The sequence below is a fragment of the Cellulosimicrobium sp. G4 BAM 1002 genome (assembly GCF_057126935.1).
On the sequence record NZ_CP182109.1, the window covers coordinates 3,987,379 to 4,012,450 of the forward strand.

General features: G+C 73.6%; 24 protein-coding genes. 8 read left to right on the forward strand and 16 right to left on the reverse strand.

Annotation, left to right across the window (positions count from 1 at the left end; all coding sequences use genetic code 11):
- Positions 1-33 precede the first annotated feature (33 nt).
- The 4 genes from kdpC to ACMXGY_RS17740 all read right to left on the reverse strand — a co-directional run bounded on the left by kdpC (position 34) and on the right by ACMXGY_RS17740 (position 4,937).
- Positions 34-672: a K(+)-transporting ATPase subunit C gene (kdpC, locus tag ACMXGY_RS17725; RefSeq protein WP_483774286.1), complete on the reverse strand. Its 639-nt coding sequence runs from the start codon at positions 670-672 to the stop codon at positions 34-36.
- Positions 673-770: 98 nt separating this feature from the next.
- The gene (gene kdpB / locus ACMXGY_RS17730; RefSeq protein WP_483774287.1) at positions 771-2,915 is read right to left on the reverse strand and encodes a potassium-transporting ATPase subunit KdpB; all 2,145 of its coding nucleotides are present in this window, start codon (positions 2,913-2,915) and stop codon (positions 771-773) included.
- Between the two features lie 242 nt (positions 2,916-3,157).
- Complete coding sequence (gene kdpA, locus ACMXGY_RS17735) at positions 3,158-4,816, reverse strand: potassium-transporting ATPase subunit KdpA (protein ID WP_483776896.1); 1,659 nt, start codon at positions 4,814-4,816, stop codon at positions 3,158-3,160.
- A 28-nt stretch (positions 4,817-4,844) separates the two neighbouring features.
- Positions 4,845-4,937, reverse strand: a complete 93-nt coding sequence (locus tag ACMXGY_RS17740; protein ID WP_483774288.1) for a potassium-transporting ATPase subunit F — start codon at positions 4,935-4,937, stop codon at positions 4,845-4,847.
- A 377-nt stretch (positions 4,938-5,314) separates the two neighbouring features.
- On the opposite strand from ACMXGY_RS17740, the gene ACMXGY_RS17745 reads away from it, so the two are divergent.
- The 3 genes from ACMXGY_RS17745 to ACMXGY_RS17755 are packed head-to-tail and all read left to right on the forward strand — an operon-like array spanning position 5,315 to position 6,985.
- Positions 5,315-5,611 (forward strand): type II toxin-antitoxin system VapB family antitoxin, encoded by a 297-nt coding sequence (locus ACMXGY_RS17745; RefSeq protein WP_483774289.1) that lies wholly within the window; start codon positions 5,315-5,317, stop codon positions 5,609-5,611.
- Positions 5,612-5,636: 25 nt separating this feature from the next.
- Positions 5,637-6,287: a LytR C-terminal domain-containing protein gene (locus ACMXGY_RS17750; protein WP_483774290.1), complete on the forward strand. Its 651-nt coding sequence runs from the start codon at positions 5,637-5,639 to the stop codon at positions 6,285-6,287.
- Between the two features lie 53 nt (positions 6,288-6,340).
- Positions 6,341-6,985, forward strand: coding sequence for a GNAT family N-acetyltransferase (locus tag ACMXGY_RS17755; protein ID WP_483774291.1), 645 nt, complete (start codon positions 6,341-6,343; stop codon positions 6,983-6,985).
- 1,015 nt (positions 6,986-8,000) lie between these two features.
- On the opposite strand, the gene ACMXGY_RS17760 is transcribed toward ACMXGY_RS17755, so the two are convergent.
- The 6 genes from ACMXGY_RS17760 to ACMXGY_RS17785 form a co-directional block, all read right to left on the reverse strand.
- Positions 8,001-9,323 (reverse strand): uracil-xanthine permease family protein, encoded by a 1,323-nt coding sequence (locus ACMXGY_RS17760; protein WP_483774292.1) that lies wholly within the window; start codon positions 9,321-9,323, stop codon positions 8,001-8,003.
- 121 nt (positions 9,324-9,444) lie between these two features.
- Positions 9,445-11,538 carry a glycosyl hydrolase gene (locus ACMXGY_RS17765; RefSeq protein WP_483774293.1) on the reverse strand — a complete coding sequence of 698 codons (2,094 nt, stop codon included), beginning with the start codon at positions 11,536-11,538 and terminating at the stop codon, positions 9,445-9,447.
- Positions 11,535-12,266, reverse strand: coding sequence for an efflux RND transporter periplasmic adaptor subunit (locus ACMXGY_RS17770; RefSeq protein ID WP_483774294.1), 732 nt, complete (start codon positions 12,264-12,266; stop codon positions 11,535-11,537). Before ACMXGY_RS17770 ends, ACMXGY_RS17765 begins: the two co-directional genes overlap by 4 nt.
- Positions 12,263-14,032, reverse strand: coding sequence for a glycosyltransferase family 2 protein (locus tag ACMXGY_RS17775; protein WP_483774295.1), 1,770 nt, complete (start codon positions 14,030-14,032; stop codon positions 12,263-12,265). The genes ACMXGY_RS17770 and ACMXGY_RS17775 overlap by 4 nt, the downstream gene beginning before the upstream one ends.
- 557 nt (positions 14,033-14,589) lie before the next feature.
- On the reverse strand, positions 14,590-15,513 hold the full coding sequence (locus tag ACMXGY_RS17780; RefSeq protein WP_483776897.1) for an LLM class F420-dependent oxidoreductase: 924 nt from the start codon (positions 15,511-15,513) through the stop codon (positions 14,590-14,592).
- Between the two features lie 99 nt (positions 15,514-15,612).
- The gene (locus ACMXGY_RS17785; RefSeq protein WP_253054032.1) at positions 15,613-15,912 is read right to left on the reverse strand and encodes a Dabb family protein; all 300 of its coding nucleotides are present in this window, start codon (positions 15,910-15,912) and stop codon (positions 15,613-15,615) included.
- A gap of 65 nt (positions 15,913-15,977) precedes the next feature.
- Here ACMXGY_RS17785 and ACMXGY_RS17790 point away from each other — a divergent pair, with 65 nt between their 5' ends.
- Positions 15,978-16,865, forward strand: coding sequence for an LLM class flavin-dependent oxidoreductase (locus ACMXGY_RS17790; RefSeq protein ID WP_483774296.1), 888 nt, complete (start codon positions 15,978-15,980; stop codon positions 16,863-16,865).
- Between the two features lie 6 nt (positions 16,866-16,871).
- On the opposite strand, the gene ACMXGY_RS17795 is transcribed toward ACMXGY_RS17790, so the two are convergent.
- Positions 16,872-17,000 (reverse strand): hypothetical protein, encoded by a 129-nt coding sequence (locus ACMXGY_RS17795; RefSeq protein ID WP_483774297.1) that lies wholly within the window; start codon positions 16,998-17,000, stop codon positions 16,872-16,874.
- Between the two features lie 96 nt (positions 17,001-17,096).
- On the opposite strand from ACMXGY_RS17795, the gene ACMXGY_RS17800 reads away from it, so the two are divergent.
- Complete coding sequence (locus tag ACMXGY_RS17800) at positions 17,097-17,351, forward strand: DUF2510 domain-containing protein (protein ID WP_483774298.1); 255 nt, start codon at positions 17,097-17,099, stop codon at positions 17,349-17,351.
- On the opposite strand, the gene ACMXGY_RS17805 is transcribed toward ACMXGY_RS17800, so the two are convergent.
- The gene (locus tag ACMXGY_RS17805) at positions 17,341-17,943 is read right to left on the reverse strand and encodes a dihydrofolate reductase family protein (protein WP_483774299.1); all 603 of its coding nucleotides are present in this window, start codon (positions 17,941-17,943) and stop codon (positions 17,341-17,343) included. The two genes, ACMXGY_RS17800 and ACMXGY_RS17805, sit on opposite strands and share 11 nt — an antisense overlap.
- A gap of 163 nt (positions 17,944-18,106) precedes the next feature.
- Positions 18,107-19,963 carry an ABC transporter ATP-binding protein gene (locus ACMXGY_RS17810; protein ID WP_483774300.1) on the reverse strand — a complete coding sequence of 619 codons (1,857 nt, stop codon included), beginning with the start codon at positions 19,961-19,963 and terminating at the stop codon, positions 18,107-18,109.
- 154 nt (positions 19,964-20,117) lie between these two features.
- Between ACMXGY_RS17810 and ACMXGY_RS17815 the strand changes: the two genes are divergently transcribed.
- The 3 genes from ACMXGY_RS17815 (at position 20,118) to ACMXGY_RS17825 (ending at position 21,480) form a co-directional block, all read left to right on the forward strand.
- Positions 20,118-20,768 carry a TetR/AcrR family transcriptional regulator gene (locus ACMXGY_RS17815; protein ID WP_483774301.1) on the forward strand — a complete coding sequence of 217 codons (651 nt, stop codon included), beginning with the start codon at positions 20,118-20,120 and terminating at the stop codon, positions 20,766-20,768.
- Positions 20,765-21,067: a hypothetical protein gene (locus ACMXGY_RS17820; RefSeq protein ID WP_483774302.1), complete on the forward strand. Its 303-nt coding sequence runs from the start codon at positions 20,765-20,767 to the stop codon at positions 21,065-21,067. The genes ACMXGY_RS17815 and ACMXGY_RS17820 overlap by 4 nt, the downstream gene beginning before the upstream one ends.
- A gap of 176 nt (positions 21,068-21,243) precedes the next feature.
- Positions 21,244-21,480: a hypothetical protein gene (locus ACMXGY_RS17825; RefSeq protein WP_483774303.1), complete on the forward strand. Its 237-nt coding sequence runs from the start codon at positions 21,244-21,246 to the stop codon at positions 21,478-21,480.
- 144 nt (positions 21,481-21,624) lie between these two features.
- Here ACMXGY_RS17825 and ACMXGY_RS17830 read toward each other — a convergent pair whose 3' ends face one another.
- From ACMXGY_RS17830 to ACMXGY_RS17840, 3 genes are all read right to left on the reverse strand, one after another.
- Positions 21,625-22,206, reverse strand: a complete 582-nt coding sequence (locus ACMXGY_RS17830; RefSeq protein ID WP_483774304.1) for an ECF transporter S component — start codon at positions 22,204-22,206, stop codon at positions 21,625-21,627.
- A gap of 83 nt (positions 22,207-22,289) precedes the next feature.
- Positions 22,290-23,141, reverse strand: coding sequence for an energy-coupling factor transporter transmembrane component T (locus tag ACMXGY_RS17835; RefSeq protein ID WP_483774305.1), 852 nt, complete (start codon positions 23,139-23,141; stop codon positions 22,290-22,292).
- Complete coding sequence (locus ACMXGY_RS17840; RefSeq protein ID WP_483774306.1) at positions 23,138-24,967, reverse strand: ABC transporter ATP-binding protein; 1,830 nt, start codon at positions 24,965-24,967, stop codon at positions 23,138-23,140. Before ACMXGY_RS17840 ends, ACMXGY_RS17835 begins: the two co-directional genes overlap by 4 nt.
- Between the last annotated feature and the right edge of the window lie 105 nt (positions 24,968-25,072).

Below are 25,072 nucleotides of genomic sequence, written 5' to 3' on the forward strand. Positions count from 1 at the left end.
GCGTCCGAGGTGTCGGGCAGGTCGTCGGGCCGGTCACCGCGCGCCGCCCGACGGCGCCAGCCGCTCGAGCGCGAGGTTGAGCGCGAGGACGTTCACGCGCTCGTCGCCGAGCACGCCGAGCACCGGTCCGGCGGCGTGCTCGGTGACGAGGGCGCGCACCGCCTCCGGGTCGAGACCGCGCGCGGCCGCGACCCGCTCGACCTGCTGGGCGGCGTAGGCGGGCGAGACGTGCGGGTCGAGACCGGAGGCCGAGGCCGTGAGCGCGTCGGCCGGGACGTCGGCCGGGTACACGCCGTCCTCGGCGGCCACCGCTGCGCGACGCTCCTCGATCGCGGCGACGAGGTCAGGGTTGTTCGGGCCGAGGTTCGACCCGGCCGACGCGAGGGTGTCGTAGCCGTCCCCCGCGGCCGACGGGCGTCCGTGGAACCACTCGGGCGCCGTTCCCGGCTCGCCGAACGCCTGTCCGACGATCGCGGAGCCGGCGACCCGCGCGCCGTCGGCCCCCGTGTCCGTGATGGACCGGGCGTGCGTCCCGTCGGCGCGGACGAGCGAGCCGTTCGCCTGCCACGCGAAGACCGCCTGCCCCACGCCCATGACGGCGAGCGGGTACAGGGCGCCGAGCAGGACGGTCATCAGGAGCAGGACGCGCAGGCCCGCCCACGACTGCCGCACGAAGGAGACTGTGCCGCCGGCGGCCGACGGCCGGGGCCCGCGGGTGCCGCGGGCCGGGGAGGTGGAGTCGTGCACTGGAGTTCCTTTCGGCACCCGGGTCACAGGCCCGGGACGAGCGAGACGACGAGGTCGATGAGCTTGATGCCGACGAACGGCGCGACCAGCCCACCGATCCCGTAGATCAGGAGGTTGCGCTGCAGGAGCGCGGAGGCGGACGACGGGCGGTACCGCACGCCACGCAGCGCGAGCGGGACGAGCGCGACGATGACCAGCGCGTTGAAGATGACCGCGGAGAGGATCGCCGACTCGGGGCTCGACAGCCGCATGACGTTGAGCACGTCCAGGGCCGGGAAGACCCCGACGAACATGGCGGGCAGGATCGCGAAGTACTTCGCGACGTCGTTCGCCACCGAGAACGTCGTGAGGGCGCCGCGCGTGATGAGGAGCTGCTTGCCGATCTCGACGATCTCGAGGAGCTTGGTGGGGTTCGAGTCGAGGTCGACCATGTTCCCCGCCTCCTTCGCGGCGGTCGTCCCGGTGTTCATCGCGACCCCGACGTCGGCCTGCGCGAGCGCGGGCGCGTCGTTCGTGCCGTCGCCGGCCATCGCGACGAGGCGGCCCCCCTCCTGCTCGCGCCGGATGAGCGCGAGCTTGTCCTCGGGCGTCGCCTCCGCGAGGACGTCGTCGACGCCCGCCTCCGCGGCGATCGCGCGCGCGGTGATCGCGTTGTCGCCCGTCACCATGACGCTGCGGATGCCCATCGCGCGGAGCTGGTCGAACCGCTCGCGCAGGCCCTCCTTGACGACGTCCTTGAGCCGGACGACGCCCAGCACCCGGGCCGGACCGTCGCCCACCTGCTCGGCGACGACGAGCGGCGTCCCGCCCTGCCCGCTCACGGTCTCCACGTGCGCCGCGAGCTCGTCCGCCTCGGGGCCGGTCGTGGTCCCGCCCGACGAGTGCACCCAGCGCTGCACGGCCGAGCCGGCACCCTTGCGCAGGCGCCGCGTGCCGCCGCCCGCGAGCGGGAGGTCGACCCCCGACATGCGCGTCTGCGCGGTGAACGGGATGGCCTGCGCGCCCGACGGCTCCCGGTCGAGCGCGAGGTCGTCGCCGGTGCGCATCGAGTCGACGAGGTCGACGATGCTGCGCCCCTCCGGGGTCTCGTCCGCGAGCGAGGCGAGGCGTGCGGCGTCGACGAGCTCGGCACCGCTCACGTGGCCGACCGGCAGCAGCTCGGTCGCGAACCGGTTGCCGTGCGTGATCGTGCCCGTCTTGTCGAGCAGCAGCACGTCGACGTCGCCCGCCGCCTCGACGGCCCGGCCCGACATCGCGAGCACGTTGCGCCGCACGAGCCGGTCCATGCCGGCGATGCCGATCGCGGACAGGAGCGCCCCGATCGTCGTCGGGATGAGGCACACCAGCAGCGCGACGAGCACGACGAGGGACTGCTTCGCGCCCGAGTACGCGGCGAACGGCTGGAGCGTCGCGACGGCCAGGACGAACACGATCGTCAGCGACGTGAGGAGGATGTTCAGCGCGATCTCGTTCGGCGTGCGCTGGCGCTCGCTGCCCTCGACGAGCGCGATCATCCGGTCGACGAACGTGTGCCCCGCAGGCGCCGTGATGCGCACGACGATCCGGTCGGACAGCACGGTCGTCCCGCCCGTCACGGCGGAGCGGTCGCCGCCGGACTCGCGGATCACCGGGGCGGACTCGCCCGTGATCGCGGACTCGTCGACCGATGCGACGCCCTCGATGACGTCGCCGTCGCCGGGGATCGTCTCCCCGGCCTCGACCACGACGACGTCCCCGACCGCGAGCCGCGACGACGGCACGTCGACCGTGGGCAGCAGGTGCAGGCCGGTGCCGCTCGCGAGCGTGGCGACGGGCGCGTCGACCTTGCGCGCGGTCGTGCTCTTCTGCGTCGCGCGCAGGCTCGACGCCTGCGCCTTGCCGCGGGCCTCCGCGACCGACTCGGCGAGCGTCGCGAACAGCACCGTCGCCCACAGCCAGGCCGTGATCCACCACGCGAACGCGGACGGCTCGGCGATCGCGAGCGCCGTCGTCGCGACGGCACCGAGCTCGACGACGAACAGCACCGGCGACCGGTACAGCTCGCGCGGGTCGAGCTTGCGCAGCGCGGACGGCAGAGCCGCACGCACCTGCGCCCCGGTGAGCGCCCGCGCGGGCCGCCCACCGCCGTCGGGCGCGGCACCGCCCGGCCGCCCACCGCCGTCGGGCACGGCACCCGCACCGGCGACGGTGACGGACGAGCCGCCGCCGGACCGGGAGGGGCGCCGGGTACGTGGCTGGGCCTGGTCGAGGGAGCCGCCGGAGTGAGCTTGCGAACGTAAGGGGGTTCCGACCGAAGGCGCGGATGGTAGACCCGGCGCCCCTCCCGGGGAGGCGGCCGCGGAGGTGAGCGCCTCTCCGGGCGCGACCAGCGGCTCAGGCGACGAGGGACCGGACTCGGGACGGGAACTGCTCATGACAAGGACTCCACGACGGGACCGAGCGACAGGACGGGGATGAAGGTGAGGCCGACGACGACCAGGGCGACCGTTCCCAGCAGGCCGACGAACAGCGGCTGGTGGGTCGGGAGCGTGCCGGCGGAGGCCGGGACGGCCTTCTGCGACGCGAGCCGGCCCGCGAGAGCGAGCACGAGCGCGATCGGCACGAACCGGCCGACGAGCATCGCGAGGCCGAGCAGCGTGTCGTAGTACGGCGTACCGGTGGTGAGGCCGCCGAACGCGGAGCCGTTGTTGTTCCCGGCGGACGCGAAGGCGTAGAGCACCTCGGACAGGCCGTGGGGTCCGCCCTCCTGCTGGCCGGCGAGACCGGCGGGCAGCACGACGGAGAGCGCGGTGCCGACGAGGACGACGGTCGGCGTCGTGAGGATGTAGAGCGCGACGAGCGTGATCTCCTGCCGCCCGATCTTCTTGCCGAGGTACTCGGGGGTGCGCCCGACCATGAGGCCCGCGACGAACACGGCGACGATCGCGAGCACGAGCATGCCGTAGAGCCCGGCGCCGACGCCGCCCGGCGCGATCTCGCCGAGGAGCATGTTGAACAGGACGACTCCCCCGCCCGGCGCGGTGAGCGAGTCGTGCATGGAGTTCACCGCCCCGGTCGAGGTGCCGGTCGTGGCGGTCGCGAAGAGCGCGCTGGCCGCGAGGCCGAACCGTGTCTCCTTGCCCTCCATGGCCGCTCCCGCGGCCTGGGGTGCAGCGCCGGGACCGGCGAGCTCTGCCCACGTCACGAGCGTGAGCGCGATCGCGAACAGGCCGCTCATCGCGCCGAGGATCGCCCAACCCTGGCGGCGGTCGCCGACCATGAGGCCGAACGTGCGCGGCAGCGTGAACGGGATGACGAGCAGCAGGAAGATCTCGAACAGGTTGGTGAACGGGTTCGGGTTCTCGAACGGGTGCGCCGAGTTCGCGTTGAAGAACCCGCCGCCGTTGGTGCCGAGCTCCTTGATCGCCTCCTGGGACGCGACCGGCCCGCCTAGGACGTGCTGCGTGCCGCCCGCGAGCGTCTCGACGGCGGTGTGCGGGTCGAGGTTCTGGATCACGCCGTTCGCCACGAGGACCACGGCGGCGACGAACGCCATCGGCAGGAGGATGCGGACGACGGACCGCGTGAGGTCGGACCAGAAGTTGCCGATCCGCGCGTCGGTGCCCGAGCGGGAGAACCCACGCACGAGCGCGATCGCGACGGACATGCCGACGGCCGCGGAGACGAAGTTCTGGACGGCGAAGCCCGCCATCTGGAGCAGGTGGCCGGCCGCGGCCTCGCCCGAGTACCACTGCCAGTTCGTGTTCGTCACGAACGAGACGGCGGAGTTCCATGCCCCCGCGGGGTCGATGCCGGTGAACCCGAGGTCGAGGGGCAGGTGCTCCTGCAGGCGGCCGAGGCCGTACAGCAGCAGGAGGGACGCGAGCGAGAAGCCGAGGAGCGAGAGCAGGTAGGTGCTCCAGGTCTGCTCGGCGTCGGGGTCGACGCGTGCGACCCGGTACCCGGCACGCTCGACCCGCAGGTGCTTCGGCGACGTGTAGACGCGGGCCATGTACGCGCCGAGGGGCAGGTGGACGGCCACGAGGACGGCCACGAGCAGCACGATCTGCCCGACGGCGGTCCACACCACGACGGGATCTGTTCCGTTCACGAGGCGGTCACCGGATCCGGTCGCCGCGCAGCAGCGCGACGAACAGGTAGCCGAGCACGCCGACGATCGCGACGAGCGCGACCCAGTCCAGGGCCGTCATCGGGTGCCTCCCGACGAGCCGTGACGACGCGCGACGAGCGCGACCGTGGCGAAGAACGCCACGGTGAGGAAGAGGTAGGCCAGGTCGGCCATGGTGAGGACGCCTTCTCGACGACGGGCGGCCACGGGGTCCGGTCTCCCGGGCCGTCGGCCGACGTGCGGGCTCTGCACGTACTGCCGTTCTACGTCTGTCGCGAGCCGGCGCGGGCGCGTCCTGACGGAACCCTGACGTCCTCCCGGCCGGCGTTGACGGGATCCTGACGGCGGCCACCGTCGCGGAGGGGCGGAGGAGCGCTCGTGGGGAAGGCGTGACGACCTCGTGACCACCACCCGTGCTCGGGCGGCGAGGCGCGCCGTCGGGCACCTAGGATGTGCCGCATGATCTTCAAGGCCGTCGGTGACGGGCGCCCCTACCCGGACCACGGCAAGGTGAGCGCCAAGGACTGGGCCGAGGTGCCCCCGCGGCAGGTGCGCCTCGACGAGCTCGTGACGACGAAGCGCACGCTCAGCCTCGACGCCCTCCTCGCGGAGGACTCGACGTTCTACGGCGACCTGTTCGCCCACGTCGTCGAGTTCGAGGGCGTCCTCTACCTCGAGGACGGCCTGCACCGCGCGGTCCGCGCCGCGCTGCAGCAGAGAGCCATCCTGCACGCCCGCGTCCTGACCGTGCGATGAGCACCGGGTCGGGTAGGTTTCTGGCGTGACCACCCGACCGGACGCCGCGCGCTCCGTGCGCCGCCGGCGCATGCATGAGCGCCAGGCCGTCGTGTTCGGGCTGCTCATCGCCGCGTTGGCCGTCGTCGGGCTGGGCGCGCTGGCCATCTTCACGGGCGCCGTCGACGCCCCCTTCAACCGGCCGCTCTCGTCGCCCGAGGTCACGGACGACCTCGCGGACGTCCAGGTCCCCTGCCTGCCCGAGGGGACGCTCCCGATCCCGGCCGTGGACGTCCAGGTCAACGTCTTCAACGCGTCCGGCACGGGCGAACCGCTGGGCCGGCTCAACCAGGACGTCCTCGAGTCGCGGGGTTTCACCGTCCTCTCGACCGGCAACGCCCCCGACGGGGACGGCGACGGCGAGCCCGACTCCGTGTCCTCGACCCAGATCCACTTCGGGGCGGCCGGGCTAGCGCACGCCTACACCCTCGCGGCGCACTACCCGGACCCCGGGCTCGTGCTGGACGCGCGCCAGGACGCGACCGTCGACCTCTACGTGGGCGCGGACTTCGAGGACGTCGTCGACCCGGAGCTCGTCGGCCTCTCGGGCGAGGTTCCCCTCGAGAGCCGCCCGGGGTGCGTGCCGGTCGAGCAGATCACCCCCCGCGCCCTGCCCGTACCGCCCGCAGAGGGCTGACGGCGCTCGAGCTCGGCGCCGCCGAGCCGCCCTGCGACACCTGAACGGTAGCCATGACTTCCCTGCCCATCCGGCCTGCGCGGACCACCGACCCCACCGAGGTCGACCGTCTCTACGAGATCTGCCTGCGGACCGGCGCCTCCGGGTCCGACGCGACCTCCCTCTACACCGACCCGCGCCTCCTGGGGGAGGTCTATCTCGGGGCCTATCTCGCCCTGGAGCCGGACCTGGCATTCGTCGTCGAGGACGGGGTCACCCGGGGTGCGATCGGTACCGACAGCACGACGGGCACGGCGGTGGGCTATGTCCTGGGCGCCCGGGACACGGCGTCGTTCGAGGCGCGCTGCGAGCGCGAGTGGTGGCCGACGCTGCGCGCCCGGTACCCGCTCGGCAGCTTCGCCGAGGGCTCGCGGGACGAGGCGCTCGTGCGGCAGATCCACGAGCCGCACCTCACGGACCCGTCCGTGCTCGGCGCCTACCCCGCGCACCTGCACGTCGATCTGCTGCCCGACGCACAGGGCGGGGGGAACGGACGGCGCCTGCTGGGCACGCTATTCGACGCGCTGCGCGCCGACGGCGTCCCGGGCGTCCACCTCGGCGTCGCCGAGGACAACGTCTCCGCGATCGGCTTCTACGAGCACCTCGGGTTCCGGCCGCTCGACGTGGTCGAGGGCCTGGTGCTGGGCCTGCGCTTCTAGGTCGTCGCACACCGCCCGGTGCGGCGCCGAACCCGGGGTTGCGCGTCACGACGCCTCCGAGGTGACGCAGAATCCAGGGTTCGACGACGCGGCCCGAGCCGATCCTGACCGTCCACAGGCCAGCCGTCGGCGAGGCTCGTCCACAGAGGCGCCACCGCGCCGTGCGGGTACGGCGGCGTGGCCGGTGGGATGCCCCCATGCCGCCCAGACTTCCCGTGCCCGAGGACCTGCTGCTGATCGCCGATCGTCAGGAGGGTCTCGTCAGCACCGACCAGTGCCGCGCTGCTGGCCTTCGGTCCCGAGGCGATCGCCGTCGGACCGTGCGCGCTCGCGCTCCTGGGGATCGCCGGGCTGCCCGCGCGGGTGGTCCCTCAGGCGACGCTCCCCGGCGGCCGTGCTCTCGAGTCTCGCGACGGTCTCCGCCTGCGCATGTTCGACGACGGCATGACGGTCGTGCGCGTGGGCGACCGGTACGTCGCGAGCCCGGAGTGGGCGTTGGCGCAGGCCGTCCCCGAGCTCGACCGACCCCACGCGGTGTCGGTGATGGACTCGGCACTCCACCTGGGGCTGCTCACCACCGACGGGCTCGCGCTCGCCCACGACCACGCCCGAGGTCGCCGAGGCGCCGCGCAGACGCACGAGTGGTGGGAGCTTGCCGACGGTCGCGCCGAGTCACCCCTCGAGACGTGGGTCAGGCTCGACTGCGCGGACGGCGGCGTCCCGCCCGACGGCCTGCAGGTCCCGGTGGTCGGGGCGAGCGGCCGGCACCGACGCGGGGACCTCGGCTGGCGGCTCGACGGCGGACGTCGCCGCCGTGCTCCGGTTCACGTCCGTCGACGTGCGGGTGCCGGGCAGGTCGGCGACGACGGTGCGCCGCGCGCTCGGTGCCACCGGGCGCCGTCGGGCCGCGTGACCGGACGCGCCGAACCCGGGGTCCGGGGGCAGTGGGGTGGGTGTTCTACCGCCCAATCCCGGGTTCGGCGCGCGGTACGAGGCGTTCCGCACCCAAGGGTCGTCAGTGCGCGTCCTGGACCGCGTGCTCGTCGCCGCCCGGGGCCGACGCCGGGCTGGCCGGCTCCTGGCTCGTGCCGCGCCACCGCGCGATGTTGCGCATGAGGTGGTAGATCACGAGCGCCGCGGCGGTCCCGAGCGCGATGCCCTCGAACGTCAGGTCGCCCATCACCCAGGTGAAGTTCGCGATGCCGATGACGAGCGGCACGGCGGCGGTCGTGAGGTTCACGGGGTCGGAGAAGTCGACCTTGTTCTGCACCCAGATGCGCACACCGAGGACGCCGATCATGCCGTAGAGCATGGTCGTCGCGCCGCCGAGCACGCCCGCCGGGATGGTCGCGATGAGCTCGCCGAACTTGGGCGAGAGGGACAGGATCAGCGCGGTCGCGGCGGCGACCCAGTACGCCGCCGTGGAGTACACACGAGTCGCGGCCATGACGCCGATGTTCTCGGCGTACGTCGTGGTGCCGGAACCGCCGCCGACGCCCGCGAGCGTCGTCGCGACGCCGTCCGCGAAGAGCGCGCGGCCGGTGAGGTCGTCGAGGTTCTTGCCCGTCATCGCGGCGACCGACTTCACGTGCCCGACGTTCTCCGCGATGAGCACGAGGACCACGGGAACGAACAGGCCGAGCACGGCGACGTCGAACGTCGGCGTGACGAACTCGGGGAACCCGAGCCAGTCGGCGTCGCGCACCTCGTCGAACGAGACCTCGCCCCGGATCGCCGCGACCACGTAGCCGATGACCACGCCGACGAGGATCGACAGGCGCCCGAGGATGCCCTTGAAGAGGACCGTCACGAGGATGATCGACGCGAGGGTGATCGTCGCCGTGACAGGGAACTCCTTGTAGTTGTTCCACGCCGCGGGCGCGAGGTTGAAGCCGATGAGGGCGACGATCGTCCCCGTGACGATCGGCGGCATGACGACGTCGATCCACCGGGGGCCGGCGAAGTGCACGACCGCACCGACGGCGGCGAGCACGAGACCGGTCACGAGGATCCCGCCGACCGCCACGGACTGGCCCTGCGACGCCGTCGCGGCGCCGATCGGTGCGATGAACGCGAAGCTCGACCCGAGGTAGCTGGGGAGCCGGTTGCGCGTGATGAGCAGGAACCCGACCGTGCCGATCGCGGAGAAGAACAGCGTCGTCGCGGGCGAGAACCCGGTGATGAGCGGCACGAGGAACGTCGCGCCGAACATCGCGACGACGTGCTGCATGCCGATACCGATCGTCCGCGGCCAGCTGAGCCGCTCGTCGGGATCGACGACGTCCCCCGGCGCGACCGTCTTGCCGTTCCCGTGCACCCGCCAGCCGATGGCGCTCATGACACTCCTGTCCGTGAAGTTCGTGTGAAGACCCCCGGAGCAGGGTAGTGCCCCGCCGAACCCGGGGTTGTGCACCAGCGGAGAGCTCGGCTGGCACACAACCCCGGGTTCGGCAGGAGAGTCAGCCCGTCGCGTGCGTCAGGAGCCACGCGAGGAGGTAGCTGCGCGTGCTGCCGTCGTCGATCCGTTCGTCGGGCAGGGTACGCGCGACCTCCAGGGCCGACGACGCGTCGTCCGGTCCCGCGAGCGCCGCGTACATGAGCAGGTAGTCGCCGAACATCACGTCCCACGAGGCCGCGTCCTCGCGCGGCCCCGCGAGCGCCTCGGCGAGGTTGGCGCGGATGCGCTCCGGGTCGCCCGCGAGGTAGTCGGCAACGGGGTGCATGGGCAGCACGAGGATCCCGAGCATCGCGCTCGGCTCCGGGCTGAACCACGTCGCCCAGTCACGCTTGCCGCCCCAGACGAGCGACGTCACGGTGTGGTCGAACCCCTCGAGCGCGGGGTCGTCGCGGTCGAAGTCGGTCCAGTAGGCCCTCGCCGACGCGGCCTCGGCGGACAGCAGCCACCGCGCCTGGCCCTCCAGGTCCGCGTTCCCGGACGCCGTCGCCCACAGCGCGAGCCCGTTCCATGCGGACACCGCCTCGGACGCCGACTCCTGGTTGTTCCCGTCCGCGAACGGCGAGTACCCCGATGCCCACGAGTGCCCGGCGTACGCGTCGAACGCACGCAGCTCCGGGAAGTCGTCGCTGCCCGCTCCGGCCGCGACGTCCGCCGCGAGCAGGTCGAGGACGGGCGCGAGGTCGTCGGCCAGCGCCGGGTCGTCCGCCGCGAGCACGCCCGCGGCGTAGAGGAAGTAGCCGTAGTGGAAGTGGTGGTCGTTGAACTCGTCCGACCCGAACGACGGCGTCCTCCCGACGACGCCGCGCACCGCCGGGTCGTAGACGAAGCACCGCGCGTCGCGCGCCTCGCAGCCGTCGGGCTCGGCCCACTCGCGCAGCGCGGCGGCGAGGTCCTCGCGGAGCGGGGCTGCGACGTCGTCGAGCCCGAGCTGCTCGGCGAGCGTGAGCAGGTTGGCGTCCCGGGCGAGGGCCTTGCCGCCGAAGTAGGTGTCGGACGGGCGCGGCTCGAGGGCCGCGACGTCGGCCCGCACCTGCTCCAGGAGCTCGGCCTTCGCCTCCTCCCCCAGGCCGGTGACGTCCAGCGTCCCGGCCGGCTCGACGGCGGGGCTCGCCCACGCGAGCGTGCTCGCCGTGCACACGTCGACGGTCCCGCGCACGGTCGCGTAGGTGCCGAGGTCGCACGTCGCGCCGTCGCTCTCCTGCTGGTGCGGCAGGCGCACGACGACGGTCCCCGCCGCCGCGGCCACATCGCCAGTCTCGTAGGTGATCGCCGTGGTCACGGCGTCGTCCGCCACGCCGTAGGCGAGCGACGTGCCCGTGACCGGGGTGGCCGCTGCCTCGGCGAGCGTCGCGACGGCACCGTCCGGGGCGTCGTCGGGCACGGGGAACCACGCGACGGACTCGTCCGCCGCGAGCGTGACCCCCCGACCGCTGTCAGCGAGGGCGGGCTCCGCACCACCCGGCCCGACGAGCACGTACTCGCGACCGCCCGCCTCCGCGACGGCGAGGCCGTCGTCGGCGGTGAACGCCTGCGTGAGCGCGGCCGTCTGGTCGGTGGCGGCCGTGTAGCGCAGCACCGGCGATCCCTCGACGAGGGTGACGCGTCCCACGACCTCGCCCCCGCCGTCGAGCAGGTCGAGCGTCACCGACGCCGTATCGTACGCCGACACGACGGACGACGCCGCCCCCACGTCCACGCCGACCTGCGGCACGAACGGGCCGAGGATCGACTGCTCGGTGACCTCGACGTCGGGCAGCCCGAACGCGAACCCGCCGTCGGTGACGCCGAACGCGAGCGGCAGCGGGAACACCGGCAGCGGCTCGTCGCCGAAGACCAGGCCCGAGAACCAGCGGTTCGTCGGCGGGACGAGCCCGTCCGCGAGGCGCGTGGCCGGCATCGGCTTGAGCGACTCCTGCGGCAGGATCGACGGGTCCACGTCGGGCGCGGCCCCCGTCCGGTCGGCCGCAGGGTGCACGACGACGTCGCCCGCCTCGGACGGACCCGCCCCTCCGGGTGCGGCGTCCGACCCGAACACGCTGCACCCCGTGAGCAGGAGCGTCCCGACGACGAGCGCCGCGCCCGGCGCGGCCCTCACAGCCCGACCTTCCGCAGGAACTGCCCGAACGTCTCGTTGACGCCGGCGAGCACGCCGTCGTCGTGGAGCTCGATGCTCGCCGTCACGGGGGTTCCCGACGCGACGAGCCCGTGCTCGGTCCCGCGCTCCAGCCCGTCGCTCGTGATCTCCACGGTGGCCTCCGCCTGGTTGGCGGTGTTCTGCACGGAGATCGACGCGACCTCGCCCACGACCTCCGCCTGGTTCGGCAGCACGACCGTCACCTCGGCTCCCTGCCGCACGCGCGCGAAGTCGCTCGGGTCGAGCGTGAGCCGGGCGTCGACGAACAACGAGTCGGCGCGCTCCAGCGAGGCGAGCACCTCGCCCGCCTGCACGAACCCGCCCTCTCGCGCCGTGACGTCGGTGACGACGCCGTCGTACGGCGCGACGAGCGTGATCGTCCCGTCGGGCGTCACCTCGTACGCGGAGGTGTCCGCCGTGACGAGGCCGAGCGCGATGTCGTGCTGCAGCGTCAGGCTGCTCACCGTGACCAGCGGGTCCCCGGCGGAGACCTCGTCGCCCTCGGCGATCTCCGCCGCCGTGACGGTCCCCGCGTAGTCGCTGCCGACGTCGAGCACCTCCGCCCGGATCGTCGCGGTGGAGCTCGTCGCCTGGCTGAGCCTCCGGTTCATGACGAGCGTCAGCGCGACGCACACGAGCAGCACCACGAGCAGCCCTGCGACGAGTCGGAATCGGTTCGACCAGGTCATGCGACACCTCCGGTGACGTGAGGGGCGGCCGACACGTCGCGCGCGCCGCCAGGGTGGCCCGACATCGAGGCGGCGAGGAGGGGCGGCCGGACGCTACGAGCAGCACGCTGGGAAGCACGCGACTCCCGGAACGCCGTCACGACGAACGCGCCGAGGATCACCGTGTTCGTGACGTTCCACGCGAGCGCGAGGCTCGGCATCGGGTCGCCCCACCCCTTCCAGATGCCGACCGCCGACGTGACGAGCAGGAACGCGAAGAACAGCACCTGCGGCATCATGTAGTTGAACGGCGAGGTGACCTTCCCCGTGCTCCCGGTCACGTGCCACGCCTGCTCCTTGCCGGTGAGGGCGTTCCACAGCGCCCTCGTGTAGATGGGGAACGACACGGACGCGAGCATGAGCACCTCCCACCGGAACGAGCCGAGCGTGAAGAACGCGATGGCGATCTGCAGGACGTAGAACCCGGCGTAGTACAGGAGCCACGTGCCCCACGAGATCGTGAGGTTCATCGGGGTCAGGTCCAGGTAGATCTGCAGCGGCGGGACGAGCAGCAGGACGAGCGGCGCGATCCCCGCGAGGTAGTGCGTCGCCGTCACGGTGTACTGCAGGCGCTGGTCGAGCGTGAGGTTGCGGCGCGGGCTGAGCGGGTTGTGCTGGAAGAGGATCTCGAACCCTCCCGTGGCCCAGCGCAGCTGCTGCTTGGTGTAGGCCTCGACGGTCTCGGGGGTGTCGCCGACGGCGAGCGTCGTGGGGATGTAGACGGTCTTCCAGCCGCGCTCGTGGAGCATGAGCGACGTCCACACGTCCTCGGACTTGGAGTCGGTGTGCATGCCGCCGATGTCGTCGATCGCCGCACGGCGGAAGATCACGTTGGTGCCGACGCAGAACGCGGCGTTGAAGCGATTCCGGCCCGGCTGGACGAACCGGTAGAACACCGCCTGCATGTACCCGGCGCCGCGCGAGATGAGGTTGTCGAGGTTGCCGTAGGTCTGCGGCGTCTGGACGAACGCGACGTCGTCCTTGACGAAGAAGGGCACGGTCTCGACGAGGAACTCGGGCCGGGCGACGAAGTCGGCGTCGAGGATGACGAAGTAGTCGCCCTTCGCGATCGCGAGCGCGTGGTTGACGTTGCCGGCCTTCGCGCCGTTGCTCGACAGGCGGCGCACGTAGCGCGCGCCGAGCTGGGCGGCGAGGTCGCGGACGTCGTCGGACCGGCCGTCGTCGAGCACCCACGTGCGGTGCGTGCCGCGGATCGCGACGGCGGCGCGCACGGTCCGCGCGATGGTGTCGAGGTCCTCGCCGTACGTCGTGATGAGGACGTCGACCGTGACCGGCTGGTCGTGGAGGTACAGGTTCCACCGGGTCGGGTCGTCCTCGGCGCCGTCGCGGATGATCTCGGGCACGTCGAAGAGGCGGTCCTTCGCGTGGTGGAACGAGAAGCCGCGGGGGTCGTGCCCGCTCGACAGCACGGTCCACATCGCGAGGAGCGCCTGGGCCACGAGGACCGACTCCGCCGTGATGACCATGACGTACGGGAGCGCGTCGCCGCGGTTGGCGGGGTTGAGCAGGAACACCGCGTACGCGACCACGCCGAGCGTCGCGAGCAGCATGATCATGACGAGCGACGGCGAGCGCGCGGCCGAGTTCTCGTCGCGCGGCGGGCCGGTGGGGCGGTCGGGCTCGGCGCGCGGGCCGAACGGTGCAGGTCGCACGTACTGCGTGCGGCGGGGCGTGACGACCAGGCGGTCGAACTCGGAGACGGCCATCGCATGTCCTCGGGGCTCGGGATCCTGGCGGATCTCGGGGGGAGCGAGCGACGGGTTGCGGGAGGCCGGCGGACGGGCGCCCGCCGGGACTCCTGGCCCGGGTGCGGCGACATCGTCGGCGTCGTGATGCGTGGTGCGCGGTCGTGATGCGGGGCGGTTCGGCCGGCGGTCCGAGGCCGTCGGGCCCCGGAAGACGGTCGAGGCGACCCGCCGGAAGAGCGGGCCACCTCGTCGTCTGGGGCGAACGTAGCCGGGCACGGCGTCGGTGTCACGGGTGGTCCGTCCGCTCGTGCCGCGTCGCTGCGGGCCGGCTCGGTGAACGTGAACGAGCAGAACCTCGCGGCGCCGCCCCACCGTGACGAGCTCGGATCGTTGACGCTGCACCAGTTCTGCGGTGGCCGACGGCGGGCCCGAGCCGCGCGGGAGCGCTCACCCGCGCGGCGGCTCGCGCACGCCGGAAACAGCCCGTTCACGCGCGGAAACGGAGAATTCACGACGACGGCGCGCCGAGCGTCCGACAGGTGGACGTCCGGCGCGCCGTAGGTAGGTCGCGGCGCTCAGGGGAGCTGCGGCACGACCTCGCTCGCGATGAGCTCGAGGTGGTCGAGGTCGTGCAGGTCGAGCACCTGGAGGTAGAAGCGGGTCGCGCCCTGCTCGGCCGCCGCGGCGATCTTGTCGGCCACCTCGCCGACGGTCCCGGCGAGGCCGTTGCGACGTACCTCGTCGGGCTCGCGGCCGATCGCGTCGGCCCGACGGCGGAACTCGGCCTCGTCCTTGCCGACGGCCACGACGTACGCGGCCGAGTAGACGAGGGAGTCAGGGTCGCGGTCGGCGTCGAGGCACGCGGCACGCACGTTCTCGAAGCGGTCGGGCAGCACGCCGGGATCGGGGAACGCCGCGTTGAACTCGCTCGCGTAGCGGGCCGCGAGCGCCGGGGTGCGGCGCGGGCCGTGACCGCCGACGATCACCGGGATCCGGTCCTGGGCGGGCTTCGGCAGCGCGGGCGAGTCCTTGAGCGCGTAGTGCTCGCCGCTGAAGGAGAAGGTCTCCCCGACCGGCGTCTCCCACAGCCCGGTGATCACCGCGAGCTGCTCCTCGAGGATCCCGAACCGCTTCTCCGGGAACGGGATGCCGTACGCCTCGTGCTCGCGCGCGAACCAGCCCGCGCCGAGGCCGAGCTCGACGCGCCCGCCGGACATCTGGTCGACCTGCGCGACCTGGATCGCGAGCACGCCGGGGTGGCGGAACGTCGCCGACGACACGAGCGTGCCGAGCCGGATGCGGCTCGTCTCGCGGGCCAGGCCGGCGAGGGTCGTCCAGGCGTCGGTCGGGCCGGGCAGCCCGTCGCCGTCGCCCATGACGAGGTAGTGGTCGGAGCGGAAGAACGCGTCGAACCCGAGGTCCTCGGTCGCCTTGGCGACGGCCAGGAGGTCGTCGTAGGAGGCGCCCTGCTGGGGCTCGGTGAAGATGCGCAGGTCGATCTGGGTCATGCCGTCACCCTGCCACACCGCACCACCGCTCCCGGTGCCGAGGTAGAACCGTGGTCCGCCGAGAGAGAACCGTGGTCGCGGCTCGAGCGCTCAGTCTGCGAGCGGCACGAGGTCGAGCTCCTGGAACTCGGCGACCTCGGGCACCCAACGGTCGGCGACGAACCCGCGGTGGTCGGGGTGGGCGTCGTACGCGGCGTACGCGGCGTCGTCGTCGAACACCATGGAGAACTGGAACGTCAGCGGGCTCTTCGCGCTCACCTGACGCGACACGGTGAAGTCCCGGACGCCCGGGATCGCGGTGAGCGTGCGGCGCGCGGTGCCGAGGAACTCGGCCTCCTCGGCGCTGCCTGCGGGGTGAACGAGGCGGAAGGCGACGGTGTGCTGGATCACATCGGCCACCTTAGGTGGTCGCGTCGGGCCGCACCGTCCGGCCGCCGGGTCGTAGGGTCGCTGTCATGCGCGTGAGCACCGTGATCCTGCCGATCTACCCGTGGGCCGAGGGCCAAGAGGTGTGGCGCTCCGCCGACGACCTCGGCTTCCATGCCGCGTACACGTACGACCACCTGTCGTGGCGGTCGTTCCGCGACGGGCCGTGGTTCGGGGCGGTCCCGACCCTGGCCGCTGCGGCCGGCGTCACGGAGCGCGTGCGGCTGGGCACCCTCGTGTCGTCGCCCAACTTCCGCGAGCCGGTGACGTTCGCGAAGGACGTCATGACGCTCGACGACCTGTCGGGCGGGCGGATCACCGTCGGCCTCGGCGCCGGCACGACGGGCTTCGACGCCACGGTGCTCGGCGGCGAGCCGTGGTCCCCGGGTGAGCGAGCGGACCGGCTGGCCGACTTCACCGTCCTGCTCGACCGGCTCCTCACCGAGCCGGCGGTCACGCACGACGACGGCCACTACCGCGCGCACGAGGCCCGGACCATCCCCGGGCCGGTCCAGTCCCCGCGCGTGCCGTTCGCGATCGCCGCGACGGGCCCGCGCGGCCTGCGCCTCGCAGCGCGCTACGGGCAGGCGTGGGTCACGACCGGCGACGGGCACCTCGGCGACGACGCGACGCCTACCCAGTCCCGCGCCGCCGTCCGTGACCAGGTCGACCGGCTCGAGGTGGCGTGCGACGACGCCGGGCGCGACCCGTCGACCGTCGAGCGGATCCTGCTCACGGGGTTCACTCCCGACCCCGCGCTGGAGTCGGTCGACGCGTTCGTCGAGACCGCGCTCGCGTACGCGGAGGTCGGCATCACGGAGATCGTCGTGCACTGGCCCATCCCCGGCACGCAGTTCGCCGCCGACCAGCGCGTGTTCGAGCAGATCGCCACCGACGGCGCCCCGCAGGTCGCCTGACGCGACTCAGCCGAGCAGATCGACGACGAACCGGACCGGCGCGGCGACCGCCGCGCCCAGGACTCGCACGGGGGACCGTCCGTCGAGGCGTGCCTCCCGCAGGGCGAACACCGTCGCTGCGGTGGCGCCGAGCACAGCGACGATGACTCGACACCCACCGTGGCACGCGACGCAAGATCGGCGAGACCCGGGACACGAACTCCACGACGACACCGAGGGCGAGGAGGCACCGTGGCCCGAGCACCGGCCGGCTGGTACGCGGACGCGCGGCGCTCGGGTGCCGAGCGCTGGTTCGACGGCACGTCGTGGACCGATCGGCGCCGTCCGGCCACGGGCTCGGCTCTCGTGGCCGAAGACACCTCCTCGGTCCCGACGAGCCGCGCTGACCGGCCCGTCATCCTCTGGCTGCGGACGGTCCTGGTCGGCGCCGGGCTGGCGGTGGCGAGCACCGCCGTCGCCCTGCTGGCGCTGCTCCTCACGGGTTGAGCGGCCCGAGCACCCGGTACGTGACGTGCGTGACGTGCGTCGCCGCGCGCACGGCGACGGTCTCGAGCGCGAGGGGCGGGACGCCGTCGAGCACCCGGTCCCCGTGGCCGAGGACCTGCGGCACGACGTGCAGCCGGAGCTCGTCGAGCAGTCCCGCGGCGAGCGCCTGGTTGATCGTCGCGGCACCGCCGGCGATCGAGACGTCCTTCTCCCCCGCCGCCTCGCGTGCCTGGGCGACGGCGGACTCGATGCCGTCCGTGACGAAATGGAACGTCGTCCCGCCGTCCATGACGAGCGGCTCGCGCGGGTGGTGCGTGAGGACGAACACGGGGCCGTGGTACGGCGGCTCCGGCCCCCACCACCCGCGCCAGTCGAGGTCCCACTCCCCCCGGCCCGGTGTGAACATGTTGCGGCCCATGACGTAGGCGCCTGCTGCGAGGATCGCCTCCAGCTCCGCGGCGTTCTCGTCGGCCGTCTCGAACATCCACCGGTGGAGGTCCACGCCCTCCCCGAAGGGGTGCTCCTGCGTCTGGTCCGGCCGGGACGAGAACCCGTCCACCGACACCGCCACGTCGCACGTCACGTTCCCCATGCCGCCCTCACCCTCCGCGGTCCGCGCACGGAACCGGCGCCGTCGATCACTGCCGACACATCCGACCGCCGCCGGCCGCGGAACTCATCGCCGCGCGCCGTCACGTCCGCCGACCCGGGTTCTACCTCGCACGACCACGGTTCTACCTCGCGCGACCAGGGTTCTACCTCGGCAGCGGGGCCTCGTGCGTCGCGATGCGCAGCGCGGCGACGAGCTCGCGGTACAGCTCGTCGGTCGCGAGCAGCTCCGCGTGCGTGCCACGGGCGCGGATGCGGCCGTCCTCCATCACGAGGATGAGGTCGGCGTCGATCACCGTGGACAGGCGGTGGGCGATCGTCACGACCGCGCGCTCGCGGGCGAGGTCCTCGATGACCGCGTGGACCGCGGCCTCGGTGAGCCCGTCGACCTGCGCGGTCGCCTCGTCGAGCAGCAGCACGTCGGGCGTGTGCAGGACGGCGCGCGCGAGGGCCACGCGCTGCCGCTCGCCCCCGGAGACGGTCGTCCCCACGAGCGACGTGTCGAGGCCGTCCTCGAGCGAGCGGACCTTGGTGTCGAGCCGCACCTTCGCGAGCGCGGCCCACATGTCCTCCTCGCTCGCGCCGGGCTCGGCGAGCTGCAGGTTCTCCCGGATCGTGCCGGGTACCACCGGCGTCTCCTGCTCGACGTACGCGATGCGGCGCCGGACGTCGTCGAACGTCAGGTCGTCGTACGGGACGCCGTCGAGCAGGATCCGGCCGGACTCCGGCTGGAGGAACCGCAGGAGCAGCGAGAACGTCGTCGTCTTGCCCGCGCCCGAGGGCCCGACGATCGCGACCTGCCCTCGCTGCGGCACCTCGAGGTCGAGACCGCGGACGACGGGCTCGCCGCCCGGGAGGTAGCGCGCGGTCACGCCCTCGAACGCGAGGCGGGGAGCGCCGCTCGTGCCCGACGGCGTCGCTCGCCCGGGTGCGGCGACCTCGCCGGGGCGGGGGTCGTCGCCGGTCAGGTCCTCCTCCGGCTCGATCGCCTGAATCTCGCTGATGCGCCCGGCCGCGGCGATGCCGGCCTGGAGCTGCGTGACGTTCATGGTGAGACCGGTGACGGGCTCGACGATCTGGAACGCGTAGAGCAGGAACGCGACGAGGCTCGACACGGCGAGCAGGCCCTGGTCGACGCGCCACGCGCCGAGCGCGAGGATGACGATGATCGCGAGCTGGATGCCGCCGCCCGCGATCGTCCAGGCGACGGCCTCGGTGCGCACTGCCCGGACGCTGTGCGCCGCGGAGGCCTGCGCGTCGTCGAGGACGCGGTCGATCTGGCGCCCCTCGGCGCGGCTCGCCTTGATGGTGCGGATCGCGCGCAGGCCGCCCTCGAGCGTCCCGCCGAGGCTGCCTAGCGACTCCTGCGCCTTCTCCTGCGCCTTGGCGATCCGGGGCATGAGGGCCCCGACGAGCACCGCGATGACGACGATCGCGCCGAGCGTCGTGCCGAGCAGGACGATGTCGAGCACCCCCATGAGGATGATCGTCCCGACGAGGGAGACCGCGAAGTTGACGAGGTTGACGATGCTCGACGACGCCGCCTCGCGCAGCAGCACGGTGTCGGAGGTGACGCGCGTGACGAGCTCCCCCGTCGGACGGCCGGTGAGCGCGCCGATCCGCGCCCGGAAGTACCGCTTGACCATGGACGACCGGGCGTCGAGCACGACCCGCTCGGCGAGCGTGCCGAGCAGCACCCACTGCCACAGACCGAGCACGAGCCCGACGACCAGCAGCCCGACGAGGGTCATCACGGCCGGGGTGAGTGACGCGCCCGTGCCGAGCGTGTCGAGCACCCACTTGGTGACCATCGGCGTCGCGAGGGTCGCCGCGGTCGTGCCGAGCCCGAGGATCAGGCCGAGCAGGAGCGTCCGGCGGTGCGGTCGGACGAACGCCCACAAGACCTTGAGGCGCGGGAGGAAGGGGCCCTTCGGCGCGGCGTCCTCGGTGGACGACGGCGCGGCGTCGGGTGCCGGTGTCGGGGTGGCGTCGGTGGTGGACATGCTGTCAACCATGGTTGACATCCTCTCTCGTGTCAACTGTTGTTGACGAGTTGGCGATCCAGATCACGCGGAACAGGCGGTGTCAGTAGTGGAACACGTATGTTCCACTACTGACAAGGTGTGTTCCACGATCGACGGGGCTATCGTGGGCCGCGTGACGGCACGAACGAGCGAGCGACACCTCACCGACCCCACGGCTCGGGCGAGCGGGGAGGCCACGACGCCGTCGCCTCCCGAGAGCGGCACGCGCGCCCGGACGCGTCGCGCGATCCTCCACGCCGCCGTCACCGTGCTCAGCGCGGACAAGTCCGCGTCGCTCGGCGACGTCGCCCAGGCCGCGTGCGTCGGGCGTACGACGCTGCACCGCTACTTCCCGGAGCGGTCCGACCTCGTCGAGGCGATCGGCGCCGAGGCGGTCGAGCGCACGCGCGCGGCGATCGTCGCAGCCCGCCTCGAGGAGGACGGCCCCGCCGCCGCGCTGCGCCGGCTCGCGTTCGAGTACTTCGACCTCGGCCCCTGGTACATGGTGATGTTCAACGAGATGTCGGAGGGCGAGCCCGAGTTCTGGGCGGAGGCCGAGGAGGTCGAGGAGCCCGTGCGGGACCTGCTGAGACGTGGGCAGCACGACGGCGTCGTCGACGACCAGCTCAGCATCTCGTGGCTCGTCCGGGTGCTCTGGTGGATGCTCTTCAACGCCTGGTCCATGGCGGACGAGGGCGAGATCTCGCGCGCCGACGCGCTGCGCATGGCCGTGCGGAGCATCGAGGGCGTCGCGCTCGCCCGTCGCACCCCGGGGGACGCATGACCTCGCCCGTCGGCGGCACGCCCCCGCGCGGCCGGGCGACGGTCGCGGACCGCGTGCGGGCCTGGTGGCGTCGCGCCGACGACGCGCGCACCGGCATCCGCTGGGCCAGCGTCGCGACGGTCCTGGGCGGGATCGTCGTCGCCCTCGTCTGCCTCGCCCAGATCCTGCGCGGACGGACGTGGGCGTGGTTCCCGCTCGTCATCGCCGCGGCCGTCGCACTGCGCGAGGTCCGCTACCTGCAACGTGTCGCGCGCGGCGGACGACGCGGACCGCGCTACCAGGAGAACGCCCCGCGCTGACCGCCCCGGCCCCGCGTGCCCGCTCGCGCGTACGCCTCGGGGCGACGCGTCATCCGGAGGTCGCACCCGGAAGGCCCGCAGGATCCACCGGACGGGCGACGCGCGACCGGTGCCTCGACGGGAAGACTGGCGCTACGGCGTCGGGCAGCGGCGCCGGCCAACCCCGGAGGCGCCCCGTGACGACCCCGACCCCCGCCCGCGACACCACTTCTCCCGAGCACACCCCCGCCCGTGCGGCCGCGCGCGGCGTGCGCTTCACGTCGCGGCGTGCCCGACGGCGCAACCCGAGCCCGGTCCCCCGGCCCACCGTCCCGCCGGTCGAGCGGGCCAACGGCTGGCTCGTCGCGCTCGCGGTGCTCGGCGCGGCGGTCCTCTTCTCCGCCCTCGCGATGAACGCGTTCATGGGCGGCTGAGCCGGGCGCAGGCAGAGATGGGCGCGGCGCGGTCGGAGGGGCGGCCGTGCCGGGTCGTGGCGGGTCTGGCGGGAGCCCGCGAGGAACGAGCGGGCGGATGGTAGACCCGGCACGGCCGCCCCTCCGACCGCGCCCCAGCGATAGTCAGGCGGCCGCCGGCACGCGAGGCGACGGCGCGAGCCCTCTCGCCACGCCCGCGCGCTCGAGCCGCCGCGCGAGCAGCAGCCCCGCCCACGTGCCGACGAGCGCGCTCGCCATCATGAGCACGACGAGGAGCACCTGCACGACCGGGGTCATCGACGCGGCGTCGAAGGCGACGAACGCGGACCACGTGTACAGCGCGGAGAAGACGAACGTCGCGCCGTAGAAGAGCCACGGCGACCACACGCGGTAGAGCGTGACGAGGAACGCCACCTCGAGCGCCGCCCCGACCATGAGGCACGTGACGATCGACGACGCCCCGAGCGGCGACGCCGAGCTGATGACCCCGGCGACGAGCATGGTCAGGACGGCCGCGCCCGGCCTCCGGACCAGCGCGAGCGCGAGCACGGGGCCGACGATCCAGAGCCCGAGCATCGCGGCGTAGACGACGGGGACCGTGACCGCGAGGGTCGCGGCGACGAAGTTCGCGGGCACGAGGAGCACGCCTGTCGCGGCGCCGATCGCGGCGCACGTCATGAGGTAGCGCGTGGTGAGGGAACGCTGGCGGGTGCCGGTCGACGTCATGAGGGCTCCGGTGTGTGCGGGTCGGTGATCAGGTCGGGTGGGTCGGGTGCTCGCGGCCGTGGCGACCGGGGCGGGACTGCTGGTCAGGGGCTCAGCGCGGGAGCGACGACGAGGGCGATCAGCGCGGCGAGGCCCCACGTCGCGAGCAGGAACGCGGCGTCGCGGGCCCGGAACGGCACGAGGACGCGCTCGGTGCGGGTGGCGTGCGCGCCGAACCCGCGCGCGTCCATCGCGAGGGCCACGCGCTCGCCGTGCCGGATGCCGCCCGCGAGGAGCGGCACGGCGTACCCGGCACGGCGTCGCACCGCGGCGGACGGGCCTCGCCCGTGGTCGACCCCGCGGACGCGGTGCGCGCTGCGGATCACCTCGAGCTCGTGGCCGAACCGCGGCACGAAGCGCAGCGCCGCGAGCGCCGCGTACCCGATGCGGTAGGGCACGCGCAGCTGCTGCACCATCGCCCGCACGACGTCCTGCCCCGTGGCGGACAGGCCGCCGATGAGCACGAGCAGGAGCAGCGCGACCGTGCGCAGGCTCGTCGCGAGGCCCGTCGCGAGCGCGCCGGACCACAGCTCGAACGGCCCGACGGTGGCGACGAGGGTCGTGTCGTCGACCGTGCGCGGGTCGGTGAGCACGCCGAACGACACGGTCATCACCGCGGCGAGGAGCGGCAGGCCGAGCAGCAGCGCGGCGACGACCCGCCGCGGCGGGCGAACCAGGACGAGGATCGCGGTCAGCGCGGCGAGCGCGATCAGCGCGGGCGTGAGCAGGTCGCGCGTCGTGAAGACGAAGACGACGACGGGCAGCGGCCCGAGCGTCGTGACGAGCGGGTCGTAGGTGCGCAGGTCCCACGCCGGCCCGTCGAACCGCCCGCCCCGCTCGGGGAGGGGCCGCCACGCGCCGCGCGCCGTCGTGGGCACGTCCGTCGTCGCGGTCATGCGGTCGCCCCCGCCGTCGCCTGCGTCGTCGAGATGCCGCCCGGCAGGTCCGCGAGCCGCGTCACCGACCGCCACGCGGGGTGGTGCACGAGGGCGCGGGTCGCCTGCGCGAGCGGCGGCGTGCGCAGGCCCGCGCTGCGCAGCACGGCCTCGTCGCCGAGCACGTCGGAGGGTGCGCCGTCGGCCAGGACCCGGCCGCCCGCGAGCGCGACGACGCGCGTCGCGTGCTCCGCGACGAGCTGCATGTCGTGGCTCACGACGAGCACGGTCGTGCCGTCGCGGTGCAGCGCGGTGAGGAGGTCGAGCAGCTCGGCGGCCCGCTCGCGGTCCTGCCCGTAGGTCGGCTCGTCGAGGACGAGCACCTCGGGCCGGCAGATGATCGCCGTGCCCACGGACAGGCGGCGCTTCTGCCCGCCCGAGAGCAGGAACGGGTGCCGGTCCCGCAGGTCGGTGAGCCCGAAGCGCGCGAGCACGTCGTCCACGCGCGCCGCGACCTCGTCCTCCGGGACGCCGCGCAGGCGCAGCCCGAGCGCGAGCTCGTCGTCCACGCGCCCGGTGACCATCTGGTGCTCCGGGTTCTGGAACACGAAACCGACGTGCTGGGCGAGGTCGCGCGGGTCGACGGCGGCCGGGTCCAGACCCGCCACGCGGACCGCCCCGTCGAGCGCGCCGCGCGGCGCGCGCAGCACGCCCGCGGCGAGCTGTGCGAGCGTCGTCTTGCCGGCACCGTTCGTGCCGACGACGGCGACGAGCTCGCCGCGGCCGATCGTCAGCGAGACGTCGTCGAGCACCGTCGTGGCGCGACGCCCTCGGCCGCGCCGGAACGTCAGGTGCTCGACGACGACCGCCGGCTCCCCCGGCTCCGCGAGAGCGGCGGCATCCGACGGGCCCGGGTGCCGGGTGAGCGCCGGCGGCAGGTGCGGCACGGCGTCGAGCGCCTCGCCGAGCTCGACGGGCGTGAGCGGCACGGGGTCGAGCTCCACGCCAGCCTCGCGGAGCCGCAGGGCCGCGAGCGTCGCCGTCGGGAGCCACACGCCCAGCGCGGCGAGGCGTCCCGCCTCCCCGGCGAGCACCGCGCGCGTCGGCCCGTCGAGCACGAGCCGGCCCGCGCCGTCGAGCACGACGACGCGGTCCACGAGCGACACCGCGGCGTCGAGGTCGTGCTCGACGAGGAGGACCGCCCGGTCGCCGGACGCGACGACGTCGCGCAGGACGGCGTAGACCTCCTCGACCCCCGCGGGGTCGAGGTTCGCGGTCGGCTCGTCGAGGACGAGCAGCGGCGACCCGAGCGCGAGCGCGCACGCGATCGCGAGCCGCTGGCGCCCGCCGCCGGAGAGCACGGCGGGGTCGTCGTCCCGACGGTCCCACAGCCCGACGCGGCGCAGCGCGTCCTCGGCGCGCGCGAGCACCTCCGGGACCGGCACGAGCAGGTTCTCGGGACCGAAGCACACCTCGTCGAGGACCGTCCCGGTGACGACCTGGGCGTCGGGGTCCTGGAAGACCATCGCGACGTCGCGCGAGAGCTCGGGCGGGGAGTGGTCCGTGGTCGCGCGCCCTCCCACGTGCACGCTGCCCTCGAGGTCGGCACCGACCACGTGCGGCACGAGCCCGTTCGTCGCGAGCGCGAGGGTCGACTTGCCGCACCCCGACGGGCCGAGCAGCAGCACCGCCTCGCCGGGCCGGACGTCGAGCGCGACGCCGTCGGGCCGGGCCGGGCGCGCGGCCGCGCCCTCGTGCTCGTCGGCCTGGTACCGGACCCGCACGTCTCGCACGGCGAGCAGCGGCGCGCCGGAGGACGCGCCGGGCGCGGGCGTGTCCACGGTCACGCGCCAAGGATAAGGCAAGGCTCACCTCAAACCGACCGCCTGCGCCCGTCGCCGCGGCGGCAACGGCACGCCGCGGGCAGCATCCACGGTCACGGTTTTCAGCCG

Excerpts from the sequence above, each read along its gene's own strand:
- ACMXGY_RS17740 (WP_483774288.1), bottom strand. The coding sequence starts at position 4,937 with ATGACGGCCCTGGACTGGGTCGCGCTCGTCGCGATCGTCGGCGTGCTC.
- ACMXGY_RS17745 (WP_483774289.1), top strand. The coding sequence starts at position 5,315 with ATGATCTTCAAGGCCGTCGGTGACGGGCGCCCCTACCCGGACCACGGC.
- ACMXGY_RS17755 (WP_483774291.1), top strand. The coding sequence starts at position 6,341 with ATGACTTCCCTGCCCATCCGGCCTGCGCGGACCACCGACCCCACCGAG.
- ACMXGY_RS17760 (WP_483774292.1), bottom strand. The coding sequence starts at position 9,323 with ATGAGCGCCATCGGCTGGCGGGTGCACGGGAACGGCAAGACGGTCGCG.
- ACMXGY_RS17770 (WP_483774294.1), bottom strand. The coding sequence starts at position 12,266 with ATGACCTGGTCGAACCGATTCCGACTCGTCGCAGGGCTGCTCGTGGTG.
- ACMXGY_RS17775 (WP_483774295.1), bottom strand. The coding sequence starts at position 14,032 with ATGGCCGTCTCCGAGTTCGACCGCCTGGTCGTCACGCCCCGCCGCACG.
- ACMXGY_RS17790 (WP_483774296.1), top strand. The coding sequence starts at position 15,978 with ATGCGCGTGAGCACCGTGATCCTGCCGATCTACCCGTGGGCCGAGGGC.
- ACMXGY_RS17805 (WP_483774299.1), bottom strand. The coding sequence starts at position 17,943 with ATGGGGAACGTGACGTGCGACGTGGCGGTGTCGGTGGACGGGTTCTCG.
- ACMXGY_RS17810 (WP_483774300.1), bottom strand. The coding sequence starts at position 19,963 with ATGTCCACCACCGACGCCACCCCGACACCGGCACCCGACGCCGCGCCG.
- ACMXGY_RS17820 (WP_483774302.1), top strand. The coding sequence starts at position 20,765 with ATGACCTCGCCCGTCGGCGGCACGCCCCCGCGCGGCCGGGCGACGGTC.
- ACMXGY_RS17830 (WP_483774304.1), bottom strand. The coding sequence starts at position 22,206 with ATGACGTCGACCGGCACCCGCCAGCGTTCCCTCACCACGCGCTACCTC.
- ACMXGY_RS17835 (WP_483774305.1), bottom strand. The coding sequence starts at position 23,141 with ATGACCGCGACGACGGACGTGCCCACGACGGCGCGCGGCGCGTGGCGG.